The sequence below is a fragment of the Mesorhizobium sp. CA14 genome, assembly GCF_020165195.1.
Lineage (GTDB): Bacteria > Pseudomonadota > Alphaproteobacteria > Rhizobiales > Rhizobiaceae > Mesorhizobium.
On sequence record NZ_JAIUHR010000011.1, the window covers coordinates 75,026 to 98,480 of the forward strand.

General features: G+C 65.3%; 26 protein-coding genes. 13 read left to right on the forward strand and 13 right to left on the reverse strand.

Annotation, left to right across the window (positions count from 1 at the left end; genetic code table 11):
- The first annotated feature begins 62 nt into the window (after window positions 1-62).
- From LB565_RS14330 to xth, 4 genes are all read left to right on the forward strand, one after another.
- Window positions 63-338, forward strand: a complete 276-nt coding sequence (locus LB565_RS14330; RefSeq protein ID WP_224584958.1) for a hypothetical protein — start codon at window positions 63-65, stop codon at window positions 336-338.
- A gap of 209 nt (window positions 339-547) precedes the next feature.
- The gene (locus tag LB565_RS14335; RefSeq protein ID WP_224584960.1) at window positions 548-3,226 is read left to right on the forward strand and encodes a DNA translocase FtsK; all 2,679 of its coding nucleotides are present in this window, start codon (window positions 548-550) and stop codon (window positions 3,224-3,226) included.
- A gap of 216 nt (window positions 3,227-3,442) precedes the next feature.
- Complete coding sequence (locus LB565_RS14340) at window positions 3,443-4,111, forward strand: outer-membrane lipoprotein carrier protein LolA (protein ID WP_224584963.1); 669 nt, start codon at window positions 3,443-3,445, stop codon at window positions 4,109-4,111.
- A 103-nt stretch (window positions 4,112-4,214) separates the two neighbouring features.
- The gene (xth, locus tag LB565_RS14345; RefSeq protein ID WP_224584965.1) at window positions 4,215-5,021 is read left to right on the forward strand and encodes an exodeoxyribonuclease III; all 807 of its coding nucleotides are present in this window, start codon (window positions 4,215-4,217) and stop codon (window positions 5,019-5,021) included.
- A 35-nt stretch (window positions 5,022-5,056) separates the two neighbouring features.
- Here xth and LB565_RS14350 read toward each other — a convergent pair whose 3' ends face one another.
- Both LB565_RS14350 and LB565_RS14355 read right to left on the reverse strand, forming a co-directional pair.
- Complete coding sequence (locus LB565_RS14350; protein ID WP_224584967.1) at window positions 5,057-5,512, reverse strand: Crp/Fnr family transcriptional regulator; 456 nt, start codon at window positions 5,510-5,512, stop codon at window positions 5,057-5,059.
- A 263-nt stretch (window positions 5,513-5,775) separates the two neighbouring features.
- The gene (locus tag LB565_RS14355) at window positions 5,776-6,459 is read right to left on the reverse strand and encodes a response regulator transcription factor (RefSeq protein WP_112128661.1); all 684 of its coding nucleotides are present in this window, start codon (window positions 6,457-6,459) and stop codon (window positions 5,776-5,778) included.
- 123 nt (window positions 6,460-6,582) lie between these two features.
- Here LB565_RS14355 and LB565_RS14360 point away from each other — a divergent pair, with 123 nt between their 5' ends.
- On the forward strand, window positions 6,583-7,140 hold the full coding sequence (locus LB565_RS14360) for a L,D-transpeptidase (protein ID WP_224585113.1): 558 nt from the start codon (window positions 6,583-6,585) through the stop codon (window positions 7,138-7,140).
- A gap of 101 nt (window positions 7,141-7,241) precedes the next feature.
- On the opposite strand, the gene LB565_RS14365 is transcribed toward LB565_RS14360, so the two are convergent.
- Entirely contained in the window at window positions 7,242-7,502 is a 261-nt protein-coding gene (locus LB565_RS14365) for a hypothetical protein (RefSeq protein ID WP_224584969.1), read from the reverse strand.
- Between the two features lie 130 nt (window positions 7,503-7,632).
- Here LB565_RS14365 and gcvA point away from each other — a divergent pair, with 130 nt between their 5' ends.
- Window positions 7,633-8,553: a transcriptional regulator GcvA gene (gene gcvA, locus LB565_RS14370; RefSeq protein ID WP_224584971.1), complete on the forward strand. Its 921-nt coding sequence runs from the start codon at window positions 7,633-7,635 to the stop codon at window positions 8,551-8,553.
- 61 nt (window positions 8,554-8,614) lie between these two features.
- Here the strand turns inward: gcvA and LB565_RS14375 are convergent, their stop codons facing one another.
- The 6 genes from LB565_RS14375 to tsaD form a co-directional block, all read right to left on the reverse strand.
- Window positions 8,615-9,040 (reverse strand): DUF1761 domain-containing protein, encoded by a 426-nt coding sequence (locus LB565_RS14375; protein ID WP_224584973.1) that lies wholly within the window; start codon window positions 9,038-9,040, stop codon window positions 8,615-8,617.
- 50 nt (window positions 9,041-9,090) lie between these two features.
- Window positions 9,091-9,789: a class I SAM-dependent methyltransferase gene (locus LB565_RS14380; RefSeq protein ID WP_224584975.1), complete on the reverse strand. Its 699-nt coding sequence runs from the start codon at window positions 9,787-9,789 to the stop codon at window positions 9,091-9,093.
- Window positions 9,744-10,169 (reverse strand): EVE domain-containing protein, encoded by a 426-nt coding sequence (locus tag LB565_RS14385; protein WP_224584984.1) that lies wholly within the window; start codon window positions 10,167-10,169, stop codon window positions 9,744-9,746. The genes LB565_RS14380 and LB565_RS14385 overlap by 46 nt, the downstream gene beginning before the upstream one ends.
- A gap of 89 nt (window positions 10,170-10,258) precedes the next feature.
- Window positions 10,259-10,555, reverse strand: a complete 297-nt coding sequence (locus LB565_RS14390; protein WP_224584986.1) for a YciI-like protein — start codon at window positions 10,553-10,555, stop codon at window positions 10,259-10,261.
- Window positions 10,556-10,572: 17 nt separating this feature from the next.
- A complete protein-coding gene (locus LB565_RS14395) occupies window positions 10,573-11,574 on the reverse strand; it encodes an NAD(P)H-dependent glycerol-3-phosphate dehydrogenase (protein WP_224584988.1) in 1,002 nt (333 codons plus the stop codon).
- A complete protein-coding gene (gene tsaD, locus LB565_RS14400) occupies window positions 11,571-12,656 on the reverse strand; it encodes a tRNA (adenosine(37)-N6)-threonylcarbamoyltransferase complex transferase subunit TsaD (RefSeq protein ID WP_224585115.1) in 1,086 nt (361 codons plus the stop codon). Before tsaD ends, LB565_RS14395 begins: the two co-directional genes overlap by 4 nt.
- 227 nt (window positions 12,657-12,883) lie before the next feature.
- Between tsaD and hemC the strand changes: the two genes are divergently transcribed.
- From hemC to LB565_RS14435, 7 genes are all read left to right on the forward strand, one after another.
- Complete coding sequence (gene hemC / locus LB565_RS14405; protein WP_224584989.1) at window positions 12,884-13,807, forward strand: hydroxymethylbilane synthase; 924 nt, start codon at window positions 12,884-12,886, stop codon at window positions 13,805-13,807.
- 1 nt (window position 13,808) lies between these two features.
- On the forward strand, window positions 13,809-14,522 hold the full coding sequence (locus tag LB565_RS14410; RefSeq protein ID WP_224584992.1) for a uroporphyrinogen-III synthase: 714 nt from the start codon (window positions 13,809-13,811) through the stop codon (window positions 14,520-14,522).
- A 106-nt stretch (window positions 14,523-14,628) separates the two neighbouring features.
- Window positions 14,629-16,095 (forward strand): COG4223 family protein, encoded by a 1,467-nt coding sequence (locus tag LB565_RS14415; protein ID WP_224584995.1) that lies wholly within the window; start codon window positions 14,629-14,631, stop codon window positions 16,093-16,095.
- A gap of 9 nt (window positions 16,096-16,104) precedes the next feature.
- Window positions 16,105-17,682 carry a heme biosynthesis protein HemY gene (locus LB565_RS14420; RefSeq protein WP_224584997.1) on the forward strand — a complete coding sequence of 526 codons (1,578 nt, stop codon included), beginning with the start codon at window positions 16,105-16,107 and terminating at the stop codon, window positions 17,680-17,682.
- Between the two features lie 45 nt (window positions 17,683-17,727).
- On the forward strand, window positions 17,728-18,207 hold the full coding sequence (locus LB565_RS14425) for a TerB family tellurite resistance protein (RefSeq protein ID WP_224584998.1): 480 nt from the start codon (window positions 17,728-17,730) through the stop codon (window positions 18,205-18,207).
- 18 nt (window positions 18,208-18,225) lie between these two features.
- Window positions 18,226-18,942, forward strand: coding sequence for a glutamine amidotransferase (locus tag LB565_RS14430; RefSeq protein WP_224585001.1), 717 nt, complete (start codon window positions 18,226-18,228; stop codon window positions 18,940-18,942).
- A gap of 140 nt (window positions 18,943-19,082) precedes the next feature.
- Window positions 19,083-19,313 (forward strand): hypothetical protein, encoded by a 231-nt coding sequence (locus tag LB565_RS14435; protein ID WP_224585003.1) that lies wholly within the window; start codon window positions 19,083-19,085, stop codon window positions 19,311-19,313.
- A gap of 86 nt (window positions 19,314-19,399) precedes the next feature.
- On the opposite strand, the gene LB565_RS14440 is transcribed toward LB565_RS14435, so the two are convergent.
- The 4 genes from LB565_RS14440 to LB565_RS14455 form a co-directional block, all read right to left on the reverse strand.
- Window positions 19,400-20,638, reverse strand: coding sequence for an MFS transporter (locus tag LB565_RS14440; RefSeq protein WP_263488485.1), 1,239 nt, complete (start codon window positions 20,636-20,638; stop codon window positions 19,400-19,402).
- A 158-nt stretch (window positions 20,639-20,796) separates the two neighbouring features.
- Window positions 20,797-21,897 (reverse strand): aminotransferase class I/II-fold pyridoxal phosphate-dependent enzyme, encoded by a 1,101-nt coding sequence (locus tag LB565_RS14445; RefSeq protein WP_224585005.1) that lies wholly within the window; start codon window positions 21,895-21,897, stop codon window positions 20,797-20,799.
- Between the two features lie 182 nt (window positions 21,898-22,079).
- The gene (locus tag LB565_RS14450; RefSeq protein ID WP_411970647.1) at window positions 22,080-22,565 is read right to left on the reverse strand and encodes a MucR family transcriptional regulator; all 486 of its coding nucleotides are present in this window, start codon (window positions 22,563-22,565) and stop codon (window positions 22,080-22,082) included.
- 178 nt (window positions 22,566-22,743) lie between these two features.
- Complete coding sequence (locus LB565_RS14455) at window positions 22,744-23,448, reverse strand: ROK family protein (protein WP_224585009.1); 705 nt, start codon at window positions 23,446-23,448, stop codon at window positions 22,744-22,746.
- Between the last annotated feature and the right edge of the window lie 7 nt (window positions 23,449-23,455).

The window sequence follows — 23,455 nt, forward strand, 5'->3', positions numbered from 1 at the left end:
CGTACTGGGATAGCGAGCGTCATCAAGGCGTCCGTCAAAACAAGAGGGAAGGAAACCACCTGATGAACATCAAGAACATCGTCCTGGGAGCAATGGCTCTTTTGATGATCAGCGGCGTTGCACTCGCCGGTGCTCTCGATGAGCCGTCCAACATGGCCCCGTTCTTCACCGACTCCAGCATGAAGACCATGAAGCCGGAAGCCGGCTTCAAGGCGGCCTGGGCTTCGATGCCGAAGGACAAGCAGGACATGATGATGAAGGAGTGCCAGGATGCGGCGATGAGCAAGCCTCACGCCGAATTCTGCGCAAACCTGAACATGTATGCAGGCCACAAGTGATCAACGGATGGGTCCGGTCCTGACGGGCCCGATCGTTTAGCCGTTTCAGGCAAGGGGTGGCGGGCCGCGAGGCCTGCCACCTTTGTCGGCGACTAGGCCCGGTAAAGGGCCATGGTTAATGCGGCCTTAACCTTCCCCCCGATAGTCTGGCGTTCGAATCTGCCGGAATGCGCCATGCGCCCGGCCAGGCAACGATTACGGGGAAGAGCATGCGTTCAGGCGCCTCAGCACCGCTCGCGCTGACCGATACGGGGCACGGCATCCAGGCTTTCGCGCGGCGTCAGGTCGGGCGGCTGGTCGGCGCCGGGCTGTTCCTGTTCACTGCTTTCGGCATTGCCGCTCTAGCCACATGGAACGTCGCCGACCCGAGCTTCTCGCACGCCACCAGCAACATCGTCACCAACGCCATGGGCTATGCCGGCGCGGTGTTCTCCGACCTTGCCATGCAATTCTTCGGTCTGGCCGCCGTCGCGGGGCTGGTTCCGGCGGTGATCTGGGGCTTTCTTCTGTTTTCCGCGCGCGGCGTCGACAAGTTGCCGAAGCGCGGGTTTGCCTGGTTCGGTTTCGCATTGCTTGCCGCGGCCATCGCAGGCTGCGTGACGCCGCCCAACACCTGGCCGTTGCCGACCGGCCTCGGCGGCGTCTTCGGCGACATGGTGCTGAAGATCCCGGGCATCGCGGTCGGCGGTTATCCGAAAGGCCTTTTCGCGACAATCATAGCGGTTATCCTCGCCGCGCCCACCTTGTGGCTGTTCGCCTATGGCTCGGCGCTGATCGCACGCAAGAACGGCTTTGCAGTTATGGAGCGCGCCTCCCAACCCGATCCGCGCGAGCAGGACGAGATGCTGTTCGACGAGGATGAGGACGAAGGCGACGAGGGGATACTCGCGCTCGGCGCCGTCACCCATTGGTGGCTGTCGTTCCGTGCCTTCCTGCACCGCCGCGCCGAGCGGCGCAGGCGCGAGCGCGACGAGTTCGAGCCGCCGATGGAGCCCAAGGCCAGCGCCTGGCGTCGCGCTGCCGAGCGGGTGGAATCGGCCGAGTTCGCCGAAAGCCGGATGAGCCCGGGCGGCCGTGCCCGCGTCGAGCCGGAATTCTTCGCCGCCATGGTCAATGACCGCAGCGCTTCGGTCGATCCGGCCGACCAGGATATATTCGGCGACGAACAGGACGAGGACGTCGATCTCGACGATTTCGATGACGAGGCGCCTCTCCAGCGGCGCGGCGCGCCGGCGGCCAAGGTGCGGAACTTCCGCTCCGATGCGGCGACCCGCGTCGAGGCGCCGGCGGCGCGCCCCGTGCCGGGCGCCCGCGTCCAGCGCGAGGCGCAGACCTCGCTGATCGGGTCCGACACGTTCGAGATGCCGTCGCTGCACTTCCTGTCCGAGCCGAAGAACATCGCAAAGGATCCAAGCCTGTCGAAGGACGCGCTGGAGCAGAACGCACGGCTGCTCGAAGGCGTGCTGGAAGATTTCGGCGTCAAGGGCGAGATCATCCATGTCCGGCCAGGCCCGGTCGTGACGCTCTACGAGCTGGAGCCCGCGCCCGGCATCAAGTCCTCGCGCGTCATCGGGCTTTCCGACGACATCGCCCGCTCGATGAGCGCGATCGCCTGCCGCGTCGCCGTTGTGCCGGGACGCAACGCCATCGGCATCGAGCTGCCCAACGCCAAGCGCGAGACCGTCTATCTCAGGGAGATCATGGCCAGCCGCGACTTCGAGACGACTAAGGCGAAGCTGGCGCTGGCGCTCGGCAAGACGATCAATGGCGAGGCCGTCATCGTCGACATCGCCAAGATGCCGCATGTGCTGGTCGCCGGCACCACCGGCTCGGGCAAGTCGGTCGCCATCAACACCATGATCCTGTCGCTGCTCTACCGGCTGACGCCGCAGGAATGCCGGCTGATCATGATCGATCCGAAGATGCTGGAACTCTCGGTCTATGACGGCATCCCGCATCTGCTGACGCCGGTCGTCACCGATCCCAAGAAGGCGGTCGTCGCGCTGAAATGGACCGTGCGCGAGATGGAGGACCGCTACCGCAAGATGTCCAAGGTCGGCGTGCGCAACATCGACGGGTTCAACGCGCGCGTTCAGCAAGCGGAGAAGAAGGGGGAAAAAATCTCGCGCACGGTGCAGACCGGCTTCGACCGCCAGACGGGCGAGGCGATCTACGAGACCGAGGACCTCGATCTCGAGCCGATGCCCTATATCGTGGTCATCATCGACGAGATGGCCGACCTGATGATGGTGGCTGGCAAGGATATCGAAGGCGCGGTGCAGCGCCTGGCGCAGATGGCGCGCGCCGCCGGCATCCATGTCATCATGGCGACGCAGCGCCCGTCGGTCGACGTCATCACCGGCACCATCAAGGCCAATTTCCCGACCCGCATCTCCTTCCAGGTGACGTCGAAGATCGACAGCCGCACCATCCTTGGCGAGCAGGGCGCCGAGCAGCTGCTCGGCATGGGCGACATGCTCTACATGGCAGGCGGCGGCCGCATCCAGCGCGTGCACGGTCCGTTCGTCTCCGACGACGAGGTCGAGAAGGTCGTCGGACATCTGAAGCTGCAGGGCGTGCCGGAATATCTCGACGCCATCACCGAGGACGACGAGGAAGAGGACGAGGACGGCCCGTCGGGCAAGGGCAGTTCCGGCGGCGGTGGCGGCGGCAATTTCGAGGATTCCGACGATCCCTACGATCAGGCGGTGGCGGTGGTGCTGCGCGACGGCAAGGCCTCGACCAGCTACATCCAGCGCCGGCTCGGCATCGGCTATAACCGCGCCGCCTCGATCATCGAGAAGATGGAGAAGGAAGGCATTGTCGGCCCGGCCAACCACGCCGGCAAACGCGAGATTCTGGCGCCGACCGAAGAGGACAAATTCTAGGCTTTGCCGATATTCAGGTGAGGCCGGCCTGCAAATGGCGCCTCGGCCTGCCCTGGATTTCGACAGACCCTGGCCCGGCGAGACGCCGAAACGGGTCGACAAGCAACTTGAAATCATCTCGTGCGTTCATGCGCTGGGGCTGTCTCGCACCGCCAAACTTAGGCCCTAGTGGGAGTCCAGAAACTGCGGCGACACGAATCACAGGAAGTGACCGGCATGAAGACCCAGACCGAATTCGCCCTCACCCGCCGCCAGGTCCTTGGCCTCGGCCTGATGCTTGGCGGAGCCGCCGCTCTCAATCTCGTGCCGGGCTATCAGCTCGTGGTCGCCGCGCAGGCCGCCGTGCCGCCGGCGGCGCAGAAGATCGCGGACCATTTCTCCTCGGTGAAGTCGATGAGCGGCGAGTTCGTCCAGTTCGGGCCGAAAGGCGAGCAGACCGGCGGCAAGTTCTTCCTCGAGCGTCCGGGCAAGATCCGCTTTAACTATGATGGCTCCTCGAACTTCCGCGTCATTTCGGACGGCAAGTCGGTGGTGATCCTGAACAAGAAGCTCAACACCTCCGACCTCTACCCGCTGTCGAAGACGCCGCTGAAGCTTTTGCTCGACGACCGGATCGATCTCTCCGGCGGGCGCGTCAAGGCCGTCAAGGAAGAGGACGACCTCACCACGATCAAGCTTTCCGACAAATCGGTCTTCGGCAATGCGACGATCACCATGATGTTCGATCCGAAGACCTACGAGCTGCGCCAGTGGACGATCACCGACGCTCAAGGGAAAGACACGACGGTGATGATCTTCAACGTCAAGGAAGGCGGCAGCTTCCCGGCCGACACTTTCGCGATCGACTACACGGCGAACAGAGAGCTGAACACGAAGACCCGGTAGGGCGGATGAGCCGGCGGCAAGCCGCCGAAGGCGATTTGTCGAGCTTGTCTTTACTGCGCGCGGCTGGCACTAGATCGGCGATCTCTTGCCGGACCCCGCCTGAATGCCCTTCACCATCGCCACCTGGAACATCAACTCCGTTCGCCTGCGCATGCCGATCGTCGAGCGGCTGTTAAAGGAGCACGCGCCCGACGTGCTGTGCCTGCAGGAAACCAAGGTCCCCGACGAGCTGTTTCCGGAAAAAGCCTTCCGCAAGGCGGGCTACGAGCACATCCTGTTCCACGGCCAGAAGGGCTATCACGGCGTCGCCACGGTCGCCCGCCGCCCGATCGAGCTGGTCGAGAAGCGGCGGTTCTGCGAGATCGACGATAGCCGGCATCTGTCGGTCAGGGTGCAGGCGGGCGGCAAGTCGGTGCTGGTGCATAATTTCTACGTGCCGGCCGGCGGCGACGAGCCGGATCCGGAGATCAACCGCAAATTCCGCCACAAGCTCGATTTCGTCTATGAGATGAACGGCGTGCCGGCGAGCGGGGATGAATCGTCCGCCTCGATCCTGGTCGGCGACCTCAACATCGCGCCGCAGGAGCACGACGTCTGGTCGCACAAGCAGTTGCTCAATGTCGTCAGCCACACGCCGGTCGAGACGACAAATTTCGAGGCGATGCGCAAGGCCGGCGGCTGGGTCGACCTGATGCGGCTCAACGTGCCGGCCGAGCAGAAACTCTACACCTGGTGGAGCTACCGCGCGAAAGACTGGCAGGCGTCGAACCGCGGCCGCCGCCTCGACCATGTCTGGTCGTCCGCCAACCTGGTGCCGGCTTTCGCCGGCTACGAGATCCTGCAGGCGGCGCGCGGCTGGGAGAAGCCGTCCGACCATGTGCCGGTGATTGCGAAGTTTGAATTGGATTGAGCGTCCTCAATCGGCAGAGGGGTCCTACGGCGCTTCTATTCCGTAAACCTTGGCGCCAGCTCCTCGATGCGGGCGATCATCTGCTGGAATTCCTCCAGGATGCGCTCATGCAACAGCACCGCAATCTCCGGATATTCTTCGAGGATTCGGTGGAACATCTTGCGGCTCAATCGGATCACTTCCGAGTCGACCGCGGCCGAGGCGCTGGTCAGCCGGTTGGTATCGGCGATCAGCGCCAGTTCGCTCAGCATGGTGCCTGGGCCTGCCGTGCCGATCGGGACGCGTTTGCCGCCCAGCTCCCGATAGAGTGCAATCAAGCCGCTGACCACGATATAGGCAGAGTCAGCGACGTCGTCCTCGCGGTAGAGCTTATGGTCGGCCTGGAGCACGGTGGTCTCGGCGCCGAAGGCGAGCAGGCGCAACTGTTCCTGCGTGAAGCCCTGGAAAAGCTTCACACTGGACAGGATGCGGATGTCGTCATCCAGCGCCATCCTAGCTGTGTCCCCGAGCGGTCAGTCCAGTCCCTCCTTTGGAGCGGCGCGCCCTCCTGGGCTCGCGAGAAACGCTCCACTGTGCATCGTGCGATGCGTGCAACGAGCCGATCCATCACCCTCCAGCACCAGGATCGTACCCGAAGCGGTCCCGCCCGACCGCTCTATCTCTTTTGGCTCAATTCCGGACGGAAGGCTACGGCGAAGCCGCCAAGCCCAACCGTTTCACGCTTTTCCTGGAATTGCTCTAGATCATGAAATGTTTAAGGAACCAGCTTGTAGCCGCCGCTTTCTGTCACAAGAATTTCGGCATTGGAAGGATCGCGCTCGATCTTCTGGCGCAACCGGTAGACATGGGTCTCCAGCGTGTGGGTGGTGACGCCGGAATTGTAGCCCCAGACCTCTTCCAACAGCACGTCGCGCGTCACCACCTTCTGGTCGGCGCGGTAGAGATATTTGATGATCGAGGCTTCCTTCTCCGTCAGCCGCACCTTGGCGCCGCGCGGATCGATCAGCAGTTTCTGGCTGGGCTTGAACGTGTAGGGGCCGACCGAGAAGGTCGCGTCCTCGCTCTGCTCGTGCTGGCGAAGCTGGGCGCGGATGCGCGCGAGCAGCACGGCGAAACGGAAAGGTTTGGTCACATAATCATTGGCGCCGGCTTCGAGACCCAGGATCGTGTCGGAATCGGTGTCGTGGCCGGTCAGCATGATGATCGGCGCCTTGTAGCCGCCCTTGCGCAGGATCTTCACCGCCTCGCGGCCATCCATATCGGGCAGGCCGACATCCATGATGAGCAGATCGACGACGCCACTGCGCGCCGCGGCAACGCCTTTTGCGGCGGTCGATTCCTGCTGGACGTCGAATTCTTCGTAGAGCGCCAGCTGCTCAACCAGGGTGGCGCGCAAGTCGTCGTCGTCATCGACGATCAGAATGGTGCGTGATGTCATGGATCAATCCGTTGTTTTAAAAAGAATATTCAGTTGACCTCCCCCCATTTATGCGGAAGCTCACCGGCGCAACAGCCGATCACAGTGATTTGTTCCGTGACCCAATCATACAAGAAAAAACGCGTGCGCAATGCGGCGGGCGCATTTTTGCCGAAAGGCTTGAGCGTTTTGGTGGTGCGCGCGCGCCCGGGCAACCCCGCGCAAGGCTTCCTGCAAGCCGGCAAAACGGTGTTTCCCTGCGCGCTGGGGCGCGGCGGCATTACCGCCAACAAGCATGAAGGTGACGGCGGGACGCCGCTGGCGTCGATGCGCATCCTATCGGGCTATTTCCGGGGCGATCATTTTGCGGCCGGGCGCCGGACGAGGCTGCCGATGGCGCCCATCGGTCCGGATCTCGGCTGGTGCGAGGTTCCGGACGACCGCAACTATAACCGTCCGGTGAAGATCCCCTATGGCGCGAGCCATGAGCGGATGAAGCGCGACGACCGGCTCTACGATGTCTGCCTGGTGCTCGACTGGAACATCGCGCCGCGCCGGCGCGGGCGCGGCAGCGCGATCTTCTTCCACCTGGCACGGCCGGGCTTCACCCCGACGCAAGGCTGCGTGGCAGTGACGGCGCGGACCATGGCGAGGCTGCTTCCGTTGCTGTCGGACAGGACGGTGGTGAAGGTGGTGCGGTAGGCAGTAGGCAGTAGGGCAGTAGGGCAGTAGGGCAGTAGGGAAGTGGGGCAGTAGGTGTCTCCTTCCCTATTGCCTACTGCCTACTGCCTAATCCCTAATCTCTACTGCCTCTTTCCCGGTTTCTGCCAACCCGTGCCGAGCAGCCCGATCTCGCGAAGCTCCCTGTCCATCGTCTTCGCGATGTCCCGGCGGCCGGCGCCGATGTCGCGCAGCTGGCTGTCGGAGAGGTCTTCGACCGACTCGTGTGGCAGCCGGGCGGCAACCTGGGCCTGGCGCAGCCAATCGCGTGCTGAACGCAGCCAAAGCGTGACGCCGGAACGGGATTCCAGGGGGGTGCAGGGCTTCAGGGCGATCTCAGACATGGCTCTATCCGTGTTCTCCGGACATCAAATCCGGTTTTATGGTGTTTCGATGAAGCCATGATGCCGGATTGAAAAACAAACGGGAAACGAGTAGTTCTTTTCTGATCATCAAGTTTTATTTGGAGATTGCATGTCCAAGCTGCTGCCGGGAACGCGGGCGCTGCGGACGTTCGAGGCGGCCGCCAGGCATCTCAACTTCACCCGCGCCGCGGACGAGCTCGGCCTGACGCCGGCGGCGGTCAGCCACCAGATCAAGGAAATAGAGGATCAGCTCGATCTGGTGCTGTTCACACGCACCAGCCGCACCATCCGGCTGACGGAGGCTGGCAATGTGCTTCTGGAGGCCTCGGTCGACGCGCTCGACCTGCTGAACCGCGCTGTCAGCCGCGCCCGCAAGATGACCCGCGGCACGGCGCTGTTGAAGGTGACGCTCGACGCGCAGTTCGCGACGAAATGGCTGATGCGCCGGGTCGACGACTTCCGCAAGCAGAAGCCGGGCATCGAGCTGCGCTTCGACATCACCTACGATGTCCGGGATTTCGACTTCGACGACGTCGATGTCGGCATCCGCTTCGGCGCCGGCAAATATCCGGGGCTCTGCGCGCATCGGCTGTTCGAGAACATCATCATCCCGGTGTGCAGCCCGGCACTGCTGGCGTCAGGTCCGCCGCTGCGAAAGCCGCGCGACCTCTTCAACCACACGCTCGCGCATATCGAATGGTCGCGGCAGGGCGTGACTTGGCCGAATTGGAGCATGTGGATGCACGCGGCCGGCGTCGACGATTTCGACGACAGCCGCACGCTGGTCTTCGGGTCCTCGACCGATGCCACCCAGGCGGCGCTCGACGGCAACGCGGTGGCGCTCGCCGACTTTGCCATGGTCGCCAACGATCTTTCGCAAGGGCGCCTGGTGCGGCCCTTCGAGCTCGGCATCAAGGTCGCGCCGGAATTCGCCTATTTCCTGGTCTACCCCGAGGCGGCCAAGGACGACGCGCGGGTTATCGCATTCCGCGAATGGCTGCTGGACGAGGTGGCGAAAACGCCGACCTGAATCAGAGCACTCGACCGTTTCACCGAAACGGTGAAGTGCTCTATCACTTGTATTGCGCAATTTAGCCCGCTGGCGCCGCGGGCGCGCCGAACCAGCCGATGACGGCGCCGATGATCAGCATCACCCCCAGCCAGTGGCCGGCATCGATCAGGGTGAGGGCCCAGCCGAAGCCTTCATAGCGGTGGTTTACGGTGAGCGTGGTGGCGATGAAGCCCAGCCAGAGCACGAAGCCGAACAGCAATCCCGCAATCGGGTTCGGCTCGCCGCCGGTTATCGCGCCCACCACCAGCGTCAGCACGAGCGCCATGATCAGCTCGGCGATGAAGCTGACGACGAACGGAGCGGCCGAGCGCTTCATGGTGGCCGGGTCGAGCTTGGCCGCTTTCAGCCAGGGCTTGCTCAAACCCATGTACCAGGCGGCGCCGAACAGCCATGCGACGACGGCGGCGACAATCACCGCCAGCCAGTTCACGACAGAAAAATCCATGCTTTCCCCTCCAGATAGAAATGCGAAGGAACGCCTGTTCGGCGATCGCGTCAAGCAAGGCGCCAGACGGTCGTGCGCTTGACCTCGGCATCCTCCAGCACGCGCGTCACCGGAACCTGGTAGACGGCAAGCGATTGCAGCCCGGTCTCGGGGAGATAGGCGCGGCCGGGATCGCCGACGAGGATCTCGGCGCCGCGCGCCTTCAGAGATCCGAACCAGGGCAGCAGCCGGTCGGCGAAAGCCTTGTCGTAGAAGACGTCACCGGCGAGCACGACGTCCCAGCCATCGTCGGTGCCGATGCAATCCGTGCCGCGAAATTGCGCTTCAACACCGTTGGCTTCGACATTGATGGCGATTGCCGTTTCGCAGAACGAGTCGATGTCGGCGGCGATCACTTGCTTCGCGCCTGCTTTCATCGCCGCGATGGCGACAAGGCCGGATCCGGAGGCGAAGTCGAGCACGCGCTTGCCGCGCACGGTTCCTGGATTGTCGAGCACATAGCGGGCGAGGCCCTGGCCGCCGGCCCAGGCGAAGGCCCAGAAAGGCGGCGGCAGGCCGATCTCGGCCAATTCCTCCTCGGTGCGCAGCCACAGGTCATGCGCCTCGTCGGCGAGGTGCAGAAGCACTTCCGGCACATGCGGCGGCGCCATCAGCGCCGTGTTGTCGAGGATGAACTTTTTTGCGCTTTTCGGCGTGAGCTTCGTCACGGCGCCGGATTGAGCTCGGCCATGCGGCAGACCTCTTTCCATTCGGCCGGCGTCACCGGCTGCACGGAAAGCCGGCCGAGCCGGACCAGCGCCATATCGGCGAGCTTGGGGTTGGCCTTGACCTCTTCCAGCGTCACCGGCTTCGGCACGTCCTTATAGGCGCGGATGTCGACGCATTCCCAGCGCGGATCGTCGGTCGTGCTGTCGGGATGCGCCAACGCGCAGACCTCGGCGATGCCGACGATATCGAGGCCCTCATTGGAATGATAGAAGAAACCGAGATCGCCGATCTGCATCGCCTTCATGTTGTTGCGGGCGGCGTAGTTGCGCACGCCGTCCCATTGCGTGCCGGCCTTGCCTTTGGCCTTCAGCGCCTCGAAGGAAAAGACCGAGGGTTCGGACTTGAACAGCCAGTAGTTCATATCGTTTGTCCCATCGCTTTGTCGCACCGCCACGCATGGCGTTCCGTCTATGCTTACTCTCTCGCCGTCGCTGCGGCGAGAGCAGCCAATCATGCGCCGGCGGGCTTCTGGAAGACCCAGTTCCACGGACGGATCTGGACGCTTTCGAACAGGCCGGCCCTGGCATAGGGATCGGCCGCGGCCAGGGATTGGGCAGCAGCCATGTCCGGCGCCTCGATCATCACCAGGCTGCCGTCCGGCTTGCCGTCGGCGTCGAGGAAAGGCCCTGCAAAGGCAAGCTTGCCTTCGGCGATCAGGCCTTCCAGGAACGCCGCATGCGCCGGCCGCGTGTCGACGCGCAGCTGCAGGCTGCCGGGCTTGTCCTTGCAAATCAACGCAAACAGCATTTTTCAGCTCCGATGGTTCAGATGTCGGTTTCGGTCTTGAGCGGGCGTGTCATCAGCGCGGTCACGGCCTGGCCGATGGTCACCTTGCCGTCGAGGATGGCGGCGACGGCCGAGATGATCGGCGCCTCGATACCGCGCTCGGCGGCGATGCGGGCGGCAATCCCCGCCGTCGGCACGCCTTCGGCCAGCGGCAGGCCGGCAAGCGGCTTGCCCTGGCCGAGCGCCAGGCCATAGGCGAAATTGCGCGATTGGGCGGAAGAGCAGGTGAGCAGCAGGTCGCCGAGGCCCGAAAGCCCCATCAGCGTCTCCGGCCTGGCGCCGAAGGCGGCGCCGATGCGGCGCAATTCGACGAAGCCGCGCGTCACCATGGCGGCCTGGGCGCTGGCCCCCAACCCGGCGCCGGTGACGGTGCCGGCGGCGATGGCAAAGACGTTCTTCAGCGCGCCGCCGATCTCGACGCCGATCAGATCGTCGCTGGAATAGCAGCGCAGGTTCTCCGCCGAGAAGCGCGCGGCAAGCTCGGCCGCCAATTCCGCATCGCGGGCGGCAACCACGACGGCGGTCGGCAGGCCGCGCGCGACGTCGCTGGCGAAGCTCGGGCCGGAAAGTGCCGCGACCGGATTGCCCGGCAGGCTTTCCTCGACGATGGCCGAGAGCAGCGCGCCGGTGTCGCGCTCGATGCCCTTGGCGCAGAGCACCAGCGGCACGCCGGCAGGAACGTGGTTGCGGGCATTGGTCAGGACGGCGCGCAACGACTGCGCCGGCGTCACGGCAAGCACGCAGTCGGCGCCGTCGAGCGCGGTGGCAATATCGCTGGTGGCCGCGATGCCGGGTGCGATCGTGATGCCGGGCAGGTAGCGCGGGTTCTCGCCGCGGGCGATGGCGGCGACGGTCTCAGTGTCGCGCGCATAGAGCCGGACATCATGGCCGGCGCGCAACATGGCCAGCGCCAGCGCCGTGCCCCAGGCGCCACCGCCCAGCACCCCAACGCGCCAGCCGCCGGTGCTTCTCTTGGTCATGCCTTGGCGCCACGCCGGCCCGAGCCGACCAGGGGTGCGGAAATACTGTCGAGCGGCCAGCGCGAGCGCGGCACGAAATCGGCGGCGTTTTCGTCGGCGATGCCGGCGCGCAGCCGCTCGATGCCGGCCCAGGCGATCATCGCCGCATTATCGGTGCAGAGTTTTTGCGGCGGCGCGACAAAGGCGAAGCCGGCCTCGGAACACAGCGCTTCGAGCGTCGCCTTGATTGTGCGGTTGGCGGCGACGCCGCCGGCAACGACCAGCGCCGGCTTTGCCTGGTTCGGGAATTCCTGGCGGAAGCGGGCAAGGGCGCGACCGATGCGATCGCCCAGCGCGTCCGCCACCGCCGCCTGGAAAGAGGCGCAGATATCGGCGACGTCCTGGTCGCTCAGCGGCGCGATCGCCGTCGCCGCCTGGCGCACCGCCGTCTTCAGGCCGGAGAAGGAGAAGTCGGGCTGCGGCGAGCCCTTCATCGGGCGTGGGAAGGCAAAGCGGCCTGCATCGCCGCTGGCGGCCGCCTTCTCGACATTCGGGCCGCCGGGATAGGGCAGGCCAAGCATCTTGGCGGTCTTGTCGAAGGCTTCGCCCAACGCGTCGTCGATGGTGGTCGCCCAGCGCTGGTAATCGCCGACGCCGCGCACCGCGACGATCTGGGTGTGGCCGCCGGAGACGAGCAGAAGCAGGTAAGGAAAATCGAGACCGTCGGTCAGCCGCGCCGTCAGCGCATGGCCCTCGAGGTGGTTGATGGCGATCAACGGCTTGTTGGCGGCGGCGGCGATTGCCTTGGCCGTCATCAGGCCGACGATCAATCCGCCGACCAGGCCGGGACCGGCGGTGGCGGCGATGGCGTCGACCTCGTCGAGCGATACCGCCGAATCGGCCAGCGCCGCCTCGACGATGCCGTCCAACGCCTCGACGTGGGCGCGCGCGGCAATCTCGGGCACGACGCCGCCAAAGGCCGCGTGCTCCTCGATCTGGCTGAGCACGATGTTGGACAGGATTTCAGGCGCGGCGCCGCCGTCCAGCGCCACCACGCCGGCCGCCGTCTCGTCGCAGCTCGTCTCAATGCCCAGAACGCGGATCAATTGGTCGCTGTCCTCGAAGATTGTACAACCGGCCTTTCCCCGATAGGAGGTCTGCCGATATTCAGGTGATGCCGGCCTGCAAGTGGCGGCTTTCTGCGCTTCCGGTGCTCAGGTACTTTAAGTACGCTCCGCTCCGGTTCTCGCAAGCCACCACTTTCGGCTCGGCCTGACCTCAATCTCGACGGACCTCGGCCAAGGACGGGGGTTATCACGGACCGCGCGCCATGCAAACTTTGAAAATCGGAACACGCGGCAGCCCGCTGGCACTGGCCCAGGCGCATGAGACGCGGGCGCGGCTGATGCAGGCGCACGGCCTGCCCGAGCAGGCGTTCGAGGTGGTGCCGATCTCGACCAGCGGCGACCGCATCCAGGACCGGCCGCTGTCGGAGGCCGGCGGCAAGGGCCTGTTCACCAAGGAAATCGAGGAGGCGCTGCTCGACGGCCGCATCGACATCGCCGTGCATTCGTCGAAGGACATGCCGACGGTACTGCCCAATGGTTTGGAGCTTGTCACTTTCCTGCAGCGCGAGGACGCGCGCGACTCCTTCATCGGCAAGAAGGTGAAGCGGATCGCCGACCTGCCGCATGGTGCGACGGTCGGGTCGTCGTCGCTGCGGCGTCAGGCGCTGCTCCGCCGCATGCGGCCGGACCTCGACGTGGTGATGTTCCGCGGCAATGTGCAGACCAGGCTGCGCAAGCTGGAGGAAGGCGTCGCCGAAGGCACCATCCTCGCCTATGCCGGGCTGAAAAGGCTCGGGCTCGAACATGTCGTCACCGACCTGATGCCGCTGGAGGCTTTTCCGCCGGCGCCGGGACAAGGCGCGATCGGCATCGAAGCGCGCATCGGCGATTGCGACGTCGAGAGAATGCTGGCGGCGATCCATCATGTGCCGACCGGCCAGGCGCTCGCCTGCGAGCGCGCCTTCCTCGCCGCGCTCGACGGCTCCTGCCGCACGCCGATCGCCGGCCATGCGACGGTGTCGGGCGAGAAACTGTCCTTTGACGGGCTGATTATCTCGCCCGACGGCACGGAATCGCATGAGGTCCGGCTGGAAGGCGAGGCCGCGGACGCGGCGGAGATCGGCCTGGACGCGGCGCGGACGGTTCGCGCGAGGGCCGGTGCGACATTCTTCGACGGCTGGGCCTGACATGGTCCGCGTCCTGGTGACGAGGCCGGAGCCGGGCGCGTCGCGCACGGCACTACGCCTCGAAGCCCTGGGATTTCAGCCTGTCCTGCTGCCGCTGACCAAGACCATCGCATTGCCTGTCGAGGCGAGCATCGGCGGCAATGCCGTCGCGGTCGCGGTCACCAGCGCCAATGCGGTGCGGCATGCGCCGCAAGCTCTGGTCGCGGCGCTTGCGCGCCTGCCTTGCCACGCGGTCGGGAAAAGGACGGCCGAAGCCTGCCGCGCGGTGGGATTTTTTGCCGTCACCGAAGGTCCGGGCGATGCCGAGGCGCTGGCCGATGCCATCGCCGGCGGCCTTGCCGGCAAGGCAATCGTCTATCTGTGCGGCCGCGTCCGCTTCCCGCTGTTCGAGCAGCGGCTGGCGGCGGCGGGCGTGCATGTCCAGGCGATCGAGACTTACGACACGATAGGTGTCGACCATAACGATGCCGATGTGGTCGCTCGTCTGTCGGACCGGCCGATCGACGCCGCGCTGCTCTATTCGGCCAAGGCCAGCTTGGCGCTGGTCGGCCTGATTAAGCGACCGACGCTACGGCATCTCTTTGAGCGAACAGAATTCCTGGCGCTGTCGGCCCGTGTCGCCGAGCCGGTGGAAGGGGTTGCCGGCAGCAGGGTCCGCGTCGCATCCAAACCCGAGGAAGACGCGTTGCTCGCGGTTTTGTCGCAACCGCGCTAGGCCGCGTCATCACACCGCCCCTTTTCACCGCTTGGTGATGTGCTAGAGCATGCTGACGCTCTGGACCCCTTTGATCCATCCTCAAGCCATTTTGCGGAGCCCAAGCATGGTCAAGACGCCGAAGATGCGACATTCGAAGACCCGGCGCGAGCCGGTGACCATCGAACTCGAGCCCGGCGCCGTCTCGCGAATCACCGACGAGGATGCCGCCAAGGCCGAGGCCAAGGCAGCGCAAACCGACGAGGCAAAGGCGGAAGAGGCGGCCGCCGCTTCGCAGCCGGAGGCGCCGGAAGAGCCGATCCATGCCGAACAGGCCGATATCGAGCCTTGGGAGCACAGCGACGTTGCCCAGGCAGCGGCCGATAAGCCCGATGCCGGCAAGGACGAGCCTGAGGCGCCATATCCCGGCGGTTCCGACGCGCCGAAGAGCCAGCCCAAGGGCTTCGATTACAATTTCGAGGACGCATCCGCGCCTGGCCCCGGCGCTTCGGCATCGAAGGCAAGCGAGACACGAAGTGAGACACGGGACGAGGATCGCGTGCCGCAGCCATCACGCAGAACCGGCGTCAACGCCATCGCTGCGGGCGTCGTCGGCGGCGTGATCGCGCTTGCCGGCGCCGGCCTGCTGCAAGCGGTCGGCTTGGTCGGCTCGTCGGGATCGGGCGGCGGGTCGCTCGATAGCGTCAACGGCGAGATCGCTTCGCTGAAAAGCGAAATCGCGGCGCTGAAGGAAAGCGGCGGCACCTCGGCCAAGGTCGACGGCCTGTCCTCGGCGCTCGAGCAGGTCAAGGCCGATGTGGCGGCGCTGAAATCCTCGGCCGGCCAGGGCGGCGACGGTGCCGCGCTCAAGGCGCTCGGCGACAAGGTCGGCCAGATCGAGACAACCGTCGCCGAGCTGCAGAAGGGCAATGCGGCGCCCGTCAATCTCGGTCCGCTCAACGAGAAGATCGCCGGGCTCGACGCGCTGGTGAAATCGACCGGCGACGCGGCCAAGGCCGCGGACGGCCGTGTGGCTGCGCTGGAGCAGTCCGTGTCGCAGCTTTCCGGCAAGGTCGAGGCGCAGGCCTCGCAACCCAAGATCGCGCTGGCGATCGCCGCCTCGGCGCTGAAGTCGGCGCTCGATCGCGGCGCGCCCTTCGCGACCGAGCTCGACACCTTCGCGGCGATCGCGCCCGACGCGCCCGAGCTCGCGGCGCTGCGCTCCTATGCCGAAAAGGGCGTGCCGACCCGCGCCACCATTGCTGCGGAGGCCGATGCCGCCGCCAACGCCATGGTCGAGGCGGCAAAGCCGCTCGATCAGAATGCCGGCTTCTTCCAGAGCCTGGTGTCGAGCGCTGAATCGCTGGTCAAGGTGCGGCCGGTCGGCGCCGTCGAGGGCAAGGGGGTGCCGGAAACCGTGGCTCGCATGGAAGTGGCGGTCAACCAGGGCGACTACGCCAAGGCGCTCGGCGAATATGACACGCTGCCGGACGCGGCAAAGGCAGCCGGCGCCGACTTTGCCGGCAAACTGAAGGCGCGGCTCGAGGTCGAAAAGCAGCTCGAAGCGCTGATTGCCGGCGCGACGAAGGCTTAAGGAGACAAGATGATCCGCCTCCTCGTCTTCCTCGCCGTCGTCTTCGCGCTCGGGCTCGGCTTTGCCTGGCTGGCCGACCGTCCGGGCGAGATGATCGTCACCTTCAACGGCTACCAGTACCAGGTCACGCTGATGGTGGCGGCGGTTGCGATCGTCGCCGTGGTCGCCGCGGTGATGATCGGCTGGTGGCTGATCAAGTCGCTGTGGAACAGCCCCTATACGATCTCGCGCTATTTCCGCGTGCGCCGCCGCGACCGCGGCTATCAGGCGCTGTCGACCGGCATGATCGCCGCCGGCGCCGGCGACGGCGCGCTGGCGCGCAAGAAGACCAAGGAGGCGGCGAAGCTGATCAGCTCCGACCAGGAGCCGCTGATCAACTTGCTCGACGCGCAGGCCTCGCTGCTCGAAGGCGATCATGAGGGTGCGCGCGAGAAATTCGAGCGCATGCTCGACGATCCCGAGATGCGGCTGCTCGGGCTGCGCGGGCTCTATCTGGAGGCCGAGCGCCTCGGCGACCGCAATGCCGCGCGCCACTATGCCGGCCGCGCCGCGGCGGTGGCGCCGCAGCTTGCCTGGGCGGCGGAATCGACGCTGGAGGAACTCACCGAACGCGGTGACTGGGACGGCGCGCTGAAGCTGGTCGAGGCGCAGAAATCGACCAGGCAGATCGAGCGTGACGTCGCCAACCGCCGCCGCGCTGTGCTGCTCACCGCCAAGGCGCAGGCGCTGGTCGACAGCGACCCGAACGCGGCCCGTACCGCGGCGCTCGAGGCCAACAAGCTGGCGCCGGATTTCGCGCCGGCCGCGGTGATCGCCGCCGATCTGGTTATCCGGCAAAACGACGTGCGCAAGGGGTCCAAGATCCTGGAGGCCGCCTGGAAAGCCGAGCCACATCCCGACATCGCCGAGCTCTATACCCATGCCAGGCCGGGAGACGCCGTCCTCGACCGCCTCAACCGGGCGAAGAAGCTGCAGGAATTGAAGAAGAACCATGCCGAGTCGGCGATGGCCGTGGCGCGCGCGGCGCTCGACGCGCAGGATTTCGCCACCGCGCGGCGCGAGGCGGAGGCCGCGATTCGCATGGATCGCCGAGAGGGCGCCTATCTTCTGCTTGCCGATATCGAAGAGGCCGAGACCGGCGACCAGGGCAAGGTGCGGCAACTGCTGTCCAAGGCCGTGCGCGCGCCGCGCGATCCGGCCTGGGTGGCGGACGGTGTCATCTCCGAGCGCTGGGCGCCGGTCTCGCCGGTCACCGGCAAGCTCGACGCCTTCACCTGGCGTGCGCCGATGGAACGTCTTGGCCAGCTGATCGACAGCGACGCGGATATCGGCGTGCCGGCGATCACCGCTGCGCCGCCTGTCCAGCCTGTCGCCGAGAAGGCGATCGACATCGTCGCCGATGCTCCGGCCGAGAAGCCGGCGCCGGTGCCGTCAAACGGAGGCGAGAAGCAAGCGCCCGTTGCGGAAGCCGTCAGCGAGGCCGAAATCGGTGAGCCCGGTTCGGAGCTGCCGCCTCTGCCGGATGACCCTGGCGTCACGCCGGAAGAAGAAGCGGAAAAATCGCAGCGCCGCTTTCGTTTGTTCTGAGGCTGTGTTCTGGGACCGGGTTTGGTGGGCAGGGAAAAAACATCGATGTTCGAGCGCGTATTGTCCTTCCTGAGGGATCTGCCGGCTGGGCGCGAGGCCAAGCCGAGCGCCGACGATCCGCGCGTCGCGGCTTCGGCGCTGCTCTATCATGTGATGAACGCCGACGGCGTGCGCCAGGACGTCGAGTGGGAACGGTTCAAGCAGATCCTGGCCGAGACCTATTCGGTGAGCGGCGAGGAGCTCGATGCGCTGGCGGCGGCCGGCGAGCGCGCCGACAATGAGGCGATCGACCTCTACGCCTTCACCAGCGTCTTGAAGCGCCACCTCGACCCCGAGGCGCGCAAGGCCTTCATCGGCCTGATGTGGGAAATCGTCTATGCCGATGGCGAGCTTGACGAGCTCGAGGACAATACCGTCTGGCGGGTCGCCGAGCTCATCGGCGTCGAGCGTCGCGACCGCATCGAGGCGCGCCGCAAGGCGGCGGCCGCGGTGCCCGGAGCGCGGGGCACGTCGAGCGACGAATAACAGGATCCTTCGCCTTCCATGCCACCCAGACCGAGGCCGAGACCAAAAATCCTGATCGTGCTGCATCAGGAGACTTCGAGCCCCGGCCGCGTCGGCCACATGCTCCTGGAAGAAGGCTTCGACCTCGACATCCGCCGGCCGCCCTTGGGTGACGAATTGCCCTGCACGCTGGACGGTCATGCCGGCGCGGTTATCTTCGGCGGGCCGATGAGCGCCAATGACGAGGACGAGTTCGTTCGCCGCGAAACCGACTGGCTGGAAATCCCGCTCAAGGAGAACCGGCCGTTCCTCGGCATCTGCCTCGGGGCGCAGATGCTCGCCAACCATCTCGGCGGCAAGGTCGAGGGCCACGGCGAAGGCCTGGTCGAGATCGGCTGGTATCCGCTGAAGGCGACCGAGGCCGGCAAGAAACTGCTGCACTGGCCGGAGATGGTCTACCAGTTTCATCGCGAGGGCTTTTCGCTGCCGAAGGAAGCGACGCTGCTGGCGACCGCGGAAACCTATCCCAATCAGGCCTTCCGCTATGGCGACAATGCCTGGGGCATCCAGTTCCATGGCGAGCTGACAAGGATGATGATGCAGCGCTGGGTGGTGCGCGGCGCGCATCGCTTCGAGCTGCCCGGCGCGCAGCCCGGCCGCGACCATCTCGGCGGCCGGCTGATCTGGGACATGCACCTCAAACGCTGGCTGGGCGAGTTTTTGGGGCTGATTTTTGGCAGGCCGGCTGTGGGGTAGGGCGAAAGGCCAATAGCCCGAGACGGAACTTAAGCCAAAGACGACTTCGCAATCGGCGCTGTGCACGGGCAGTCTCGCCGGTATCGACGAGCCGCGAATCTGTGCTAAGGCGCCGCCCAATCAATCAAAGGGACGACACCGTGAGCGAACTGACCTTGGCCGAGGCGACCGAAAATATCTATGCTTCACTCCGAGCCGACAATGCCGACCTCGATGCGCATATCGCGGCACTCAAGGCGGCGCTGGCGCGGGAGGGAAAGAAACAGGCGGTGTTCGATCCGGCCAAGCTGGCGCAGAGCAACCGCGCCGGCCGCAAGTTGATGCAGGCCTATTTTCGGCAGCGCGGCGTTAGTGTCAGCTTTTCGGAGTAAATCTGCTCGCGACCCTGTCTCCCTGGTCGACGGCGCAGCCCGATCGCCCCGAGCGTCAGAATCCGGCGGCTTAGATCAGAACGCGATCAATTCCGGCTGTTGAGATGCCGCACTTGCCGCAGCGCCGGGAACAGATAAGCCCACAGGCCGGCGACCGCGATGGCGCCGATGCCGCCGATCACCACTGCGGGAACCGTGCCGATCAGCGCCGCCATGGTGCCGGCGCGGAATTCGCCGACCTCGTTCGAGGCGCCGACGAAGACCTGGTTGACGGCGTTGACGCGGCCGCGCACCTCGTCCGGCGTCCAGAGCTGGATCAGCGTCTCGCGGATATAGACGCTGAACATGTCGGTGGCGCCGAGCAGGGCAAGTGCCGCGATCGACAGCCAGGTGATGGTCGAGACGCCGAACAGCACCGTGAAGGCGCCGAACAGGGCAACGAAGCCCAGCATGATCTTGCCGGCATGGTCGCGGATCGGATGGCCGGCAAGCCAGACGGCGACGCAGATGGCGCCGATGCCGGGCGCCGAGCGCAGCAGGCCAAGTCCCCAGGGGCCGAGCTCGAGGATGTCGCGCGCATAGACCGGCAGCAGCGCCGAGGCGCCCGACAGGAGCACGGCGAACAGGTCGAGCGAGATCGCGCCGAGCACGATCTTCTCGTCCCAGATGTAGCCGAAGCCGGCAAACAGCGTCTGCATCGTCGGCTTGTCGGTGGCCGTCTGCTGGGCGGGCTTCGGGATGGTGAAGATGAGCAGCCCGGCAGCGAGCATCAGGACGGCGGCGGTGGCGTAAGCGACTTCCGCCGACACGCCGTAGAGCAGGCCGCCGGCGACCGGGCCGACGATGGTCGCCGTCTGCCAGGCCGACGAGTTCCAGGCTATCGCGTTGGCGAAATCTTCCTGCGGCACCAGATTGGCGAACAAAGAGGACGAGGCCGGGCCGTAGAAGGCGCGGGCTATGCCGAACATGACCAGCACGAGGAAGATCGGCAGAGGGCTGGTCAGGCCGCGCAGCGTCAGAAGCAGCAGAGCCAAGGCGCAGCCGGCCTCGACCAGGGTCGCCAGCGTCATGATCAGCCGGCGGCCGAAGCGGTCGGCGACGACGCCGGTGACCAGAACCAGGAGAAGCGAGGGCAGGAACTGGACGATGCCGACAATGCCGAGGTCGAACGGATCGCGGGTCAGGTCATAGACCTGCCAGCCGACAGCGACCGAGACGATCATGGTGGCGAATGTCGTGAGGAAGCGCGCCGTCCAGTAGCTGAGGAACGGGCGATGCCGGAACGCGGCGTAGCGCTGGTCTGGTGACGTTGTTTCGACGGTCATGATTCAAGGGCCCCTTTTTGACAATGGCCGGCGGGGCACTTCCACGGTGGGCGCTGGTCCGGCCGCAACCCTTTAGCCCAGTTCGCCATGCCATGCGCGCAAAAAAATCCGCGCCAGATGTAAGAAAATCGAAATTCTCTGCTCTGGTGAGGGGGCGTTCAGCCTCTCAATGCGGCCGAGATGGCCGCCAACCCGCCGCGCAACTCCGCTTCCGTCGGCCAGCCGAAACCGAGGCGGAAGAAGCGTTTCGGCATCTCGAACCAGTGGCCGGGACCGACATAGGTGCCGTGCTGCTCCAGCAGCCTCGTGTAGAATTTGTCGAGGTCGAAGCCGGCATCGACGTTGAGCCGCGGAAAGCCGACGACGCCGCCTTGCGGCCGCACCCAGTCGACCAGCTTCTCGCCGTCGATCCAGTCCTGCACGATGTCGCGCCGCCTGGCCATTTCGGGGAGTAGCGAGGCGAGGAAGGCATCACGGCGTTCGAGCGTGGAGCGGGCGATCGCCTCATCGATGACGCTGCCGCAGATGCCGATCTGCTCCTTGGCGGCGAGGAAAGTTTCCTGCAGTTGCGGATCGCGGATCACCAGCCAGCCGATGCGGATGCCCGGAATGCCGAAGGCCTTGGACAGCGAGCAGACGCTGATAGCGGCGGGGCTGAGCGAGGCCGCCGACGGCAACCGGGCGCCATAGGAGAGGTCGCGATAGGTCTCGTCGACCAGCAGGCGGCATTTGCGGCTCTCTGCAAGCGCGACCAGCGCGTCGAGGTCGGCGCGTGTCATCATCGTGCCGGTCGGGTTGTGCGGGCAGGTGACGCTGATCAGCTTGCTGTTCGGCCGCAGCTCTGCCTTCACACGATCGATGTCGACGGCAAAGCTCTGGTCGAAATCGAGATCAACATAGGAGATGGCGCAGCCGATCGCCTTCGGCGTCTCGATGTTGGTGGCGTAGTTCGGCCGCACGACCACGAGATGGTCGCTGGCCGACAGCAGCGCGGTGGCGATGATGAACAGCGCGCCGGCCGCGCCGGCGGTCACCAGCACATCGCCAGGAGAAAGGCCCTTGTCCTGCGCGGCGATCAGCGCCCGCAAGTCCTTGTCGCCGCGATGCTCGCCATAGAACAAGGTGAGGTCCGGCAGCGCGAGACCGATGTCGGAGAGTTTCTGGTCGGCGATCGAGCTTTCGGAGAGATTGTAGCGGATGCGGCCGTAGCCATATTCCTCCGGCGCTTCCTTCTCGATCACCATCCTGGCGTAGTTCATGGCCGTCCCCAGTGGAGCGTCTTGCCGTCTCGCGGAAAGGCTACGGCGAAGCGACGAGCCTAGCCGCTTCACGCTTTTCCGGGAATTGCTCTGGTGGCGATATCCAAGCCATAAAAGCAGGAAGCCTGCCAAGGCGGATTCCTCGGCAGGCTTGCTTAAACCATTGGTGCAGGCGCGTTATTTCAGGCCGTCGCCTTGGCCTTCCTGCCCCTGGCAGGCTTCACCGGTTCCGGTTCGGCCTTGCGGCCGAGGCCGATCGACTTGGCGAGCTGCGAGCGCGAGGCCGCATAGTTGGGAGCGACCATCGGATAGTCCACCGGCAAGCCCCATTTGGTGCGGTAGGCTTCGGGCGTCAGGCCGAAATGCACGCCGATATGGCGCTTCAGCGATTTGAACTTCTTCCCGTCCTCGAGACAGATGATGTAATCCGGCGTCACCGAGCGCCTGGGATTAACGGCGGGGACGGGCGGGGGTGCTGCGGGTTCCGCCGGCTGGCTGATCCCGCCGATCGATGAGGCGACGCTGGCGATCAGTCCGCCCAGGTCCGAAGCGGGCAGGCGGTTTTTCGCGACATAGGCCGATACGATGTGAGCGGTGAGCTCGAGCAGGTCGACTTCCTTGGCTGTGCTGGTGTCCTCGTCCACGTAGTCCCTCCATTTCTGCCGCATGGCCGCGGAACCGATCCGGTTTCGCGGTAATATCAAAGCGCTGCGAGCGTTGTTGGCGAATTCGGAATGCCGCAAGGGCCGCAGGCCGGCGAATTCCTAGTCGGCAAATCTGCGCAACGCAACGTTTTGTCGCGTCAATACACGCTGTTTTGAACAATAATACTGGAATGTAACAATATCAGACGATCAGCGCCTTGTCGCGCCATAGACGAAATCCACCCTCGAAAGCGCGAGTGTTGTCGCCGCGCCGGGATTTTTCAGGCAATTCATCGAGCTTGTCGACATTGCCGCCGCCGATCACGACATAATCCGGCTGCAAGGCGGCGCGGAGCCTGTCGACGACGTCGAAAACGTATTTGCGCCACTTCTTCTTCCCGTGCTTCACCAGGCCTCGTTCGCCGACGTAATCCTCGAAAGTCGCCCCCTTTTTGTAGGGCAGATGAGCAAGTTCCATGGGCTGGCCGACATTCTTGATGATCATGGCGGCGCCCAGGCCGGTGCCCAGGCCGAGGAACAGCATGCGGCCGCCGTCATAGCTGCCGATCGCCTGCATCAGCGCGTCGTTGACGAGCTTCACCGGCTTGCCGAAAGCGGCGGTGAAATCATAGCCGTTCCAGCCCTTGCCGAGATTGAAGGGATCGAGCGAGGGCTTGTTGTCGCGCACCGGGCCAGGATAGCCCATCGAGATGACGTCGTAGTCCAGGCCCTCGGCCAGTTTCTTGACCGACGAGACGACCTGGTCCGGGGTCAGGCCCGGTCCGGACGCGGCGCGGCGCATCTCGCCGCCGGCGCTGGTGAGGATCTTCACATGCGAGCCGCCGACATCGACGGTGAGCACGATCGGATCGCCGCTCGCCGCGGCTTTCTTTGCTGCCTTCGCCATTCCGTCC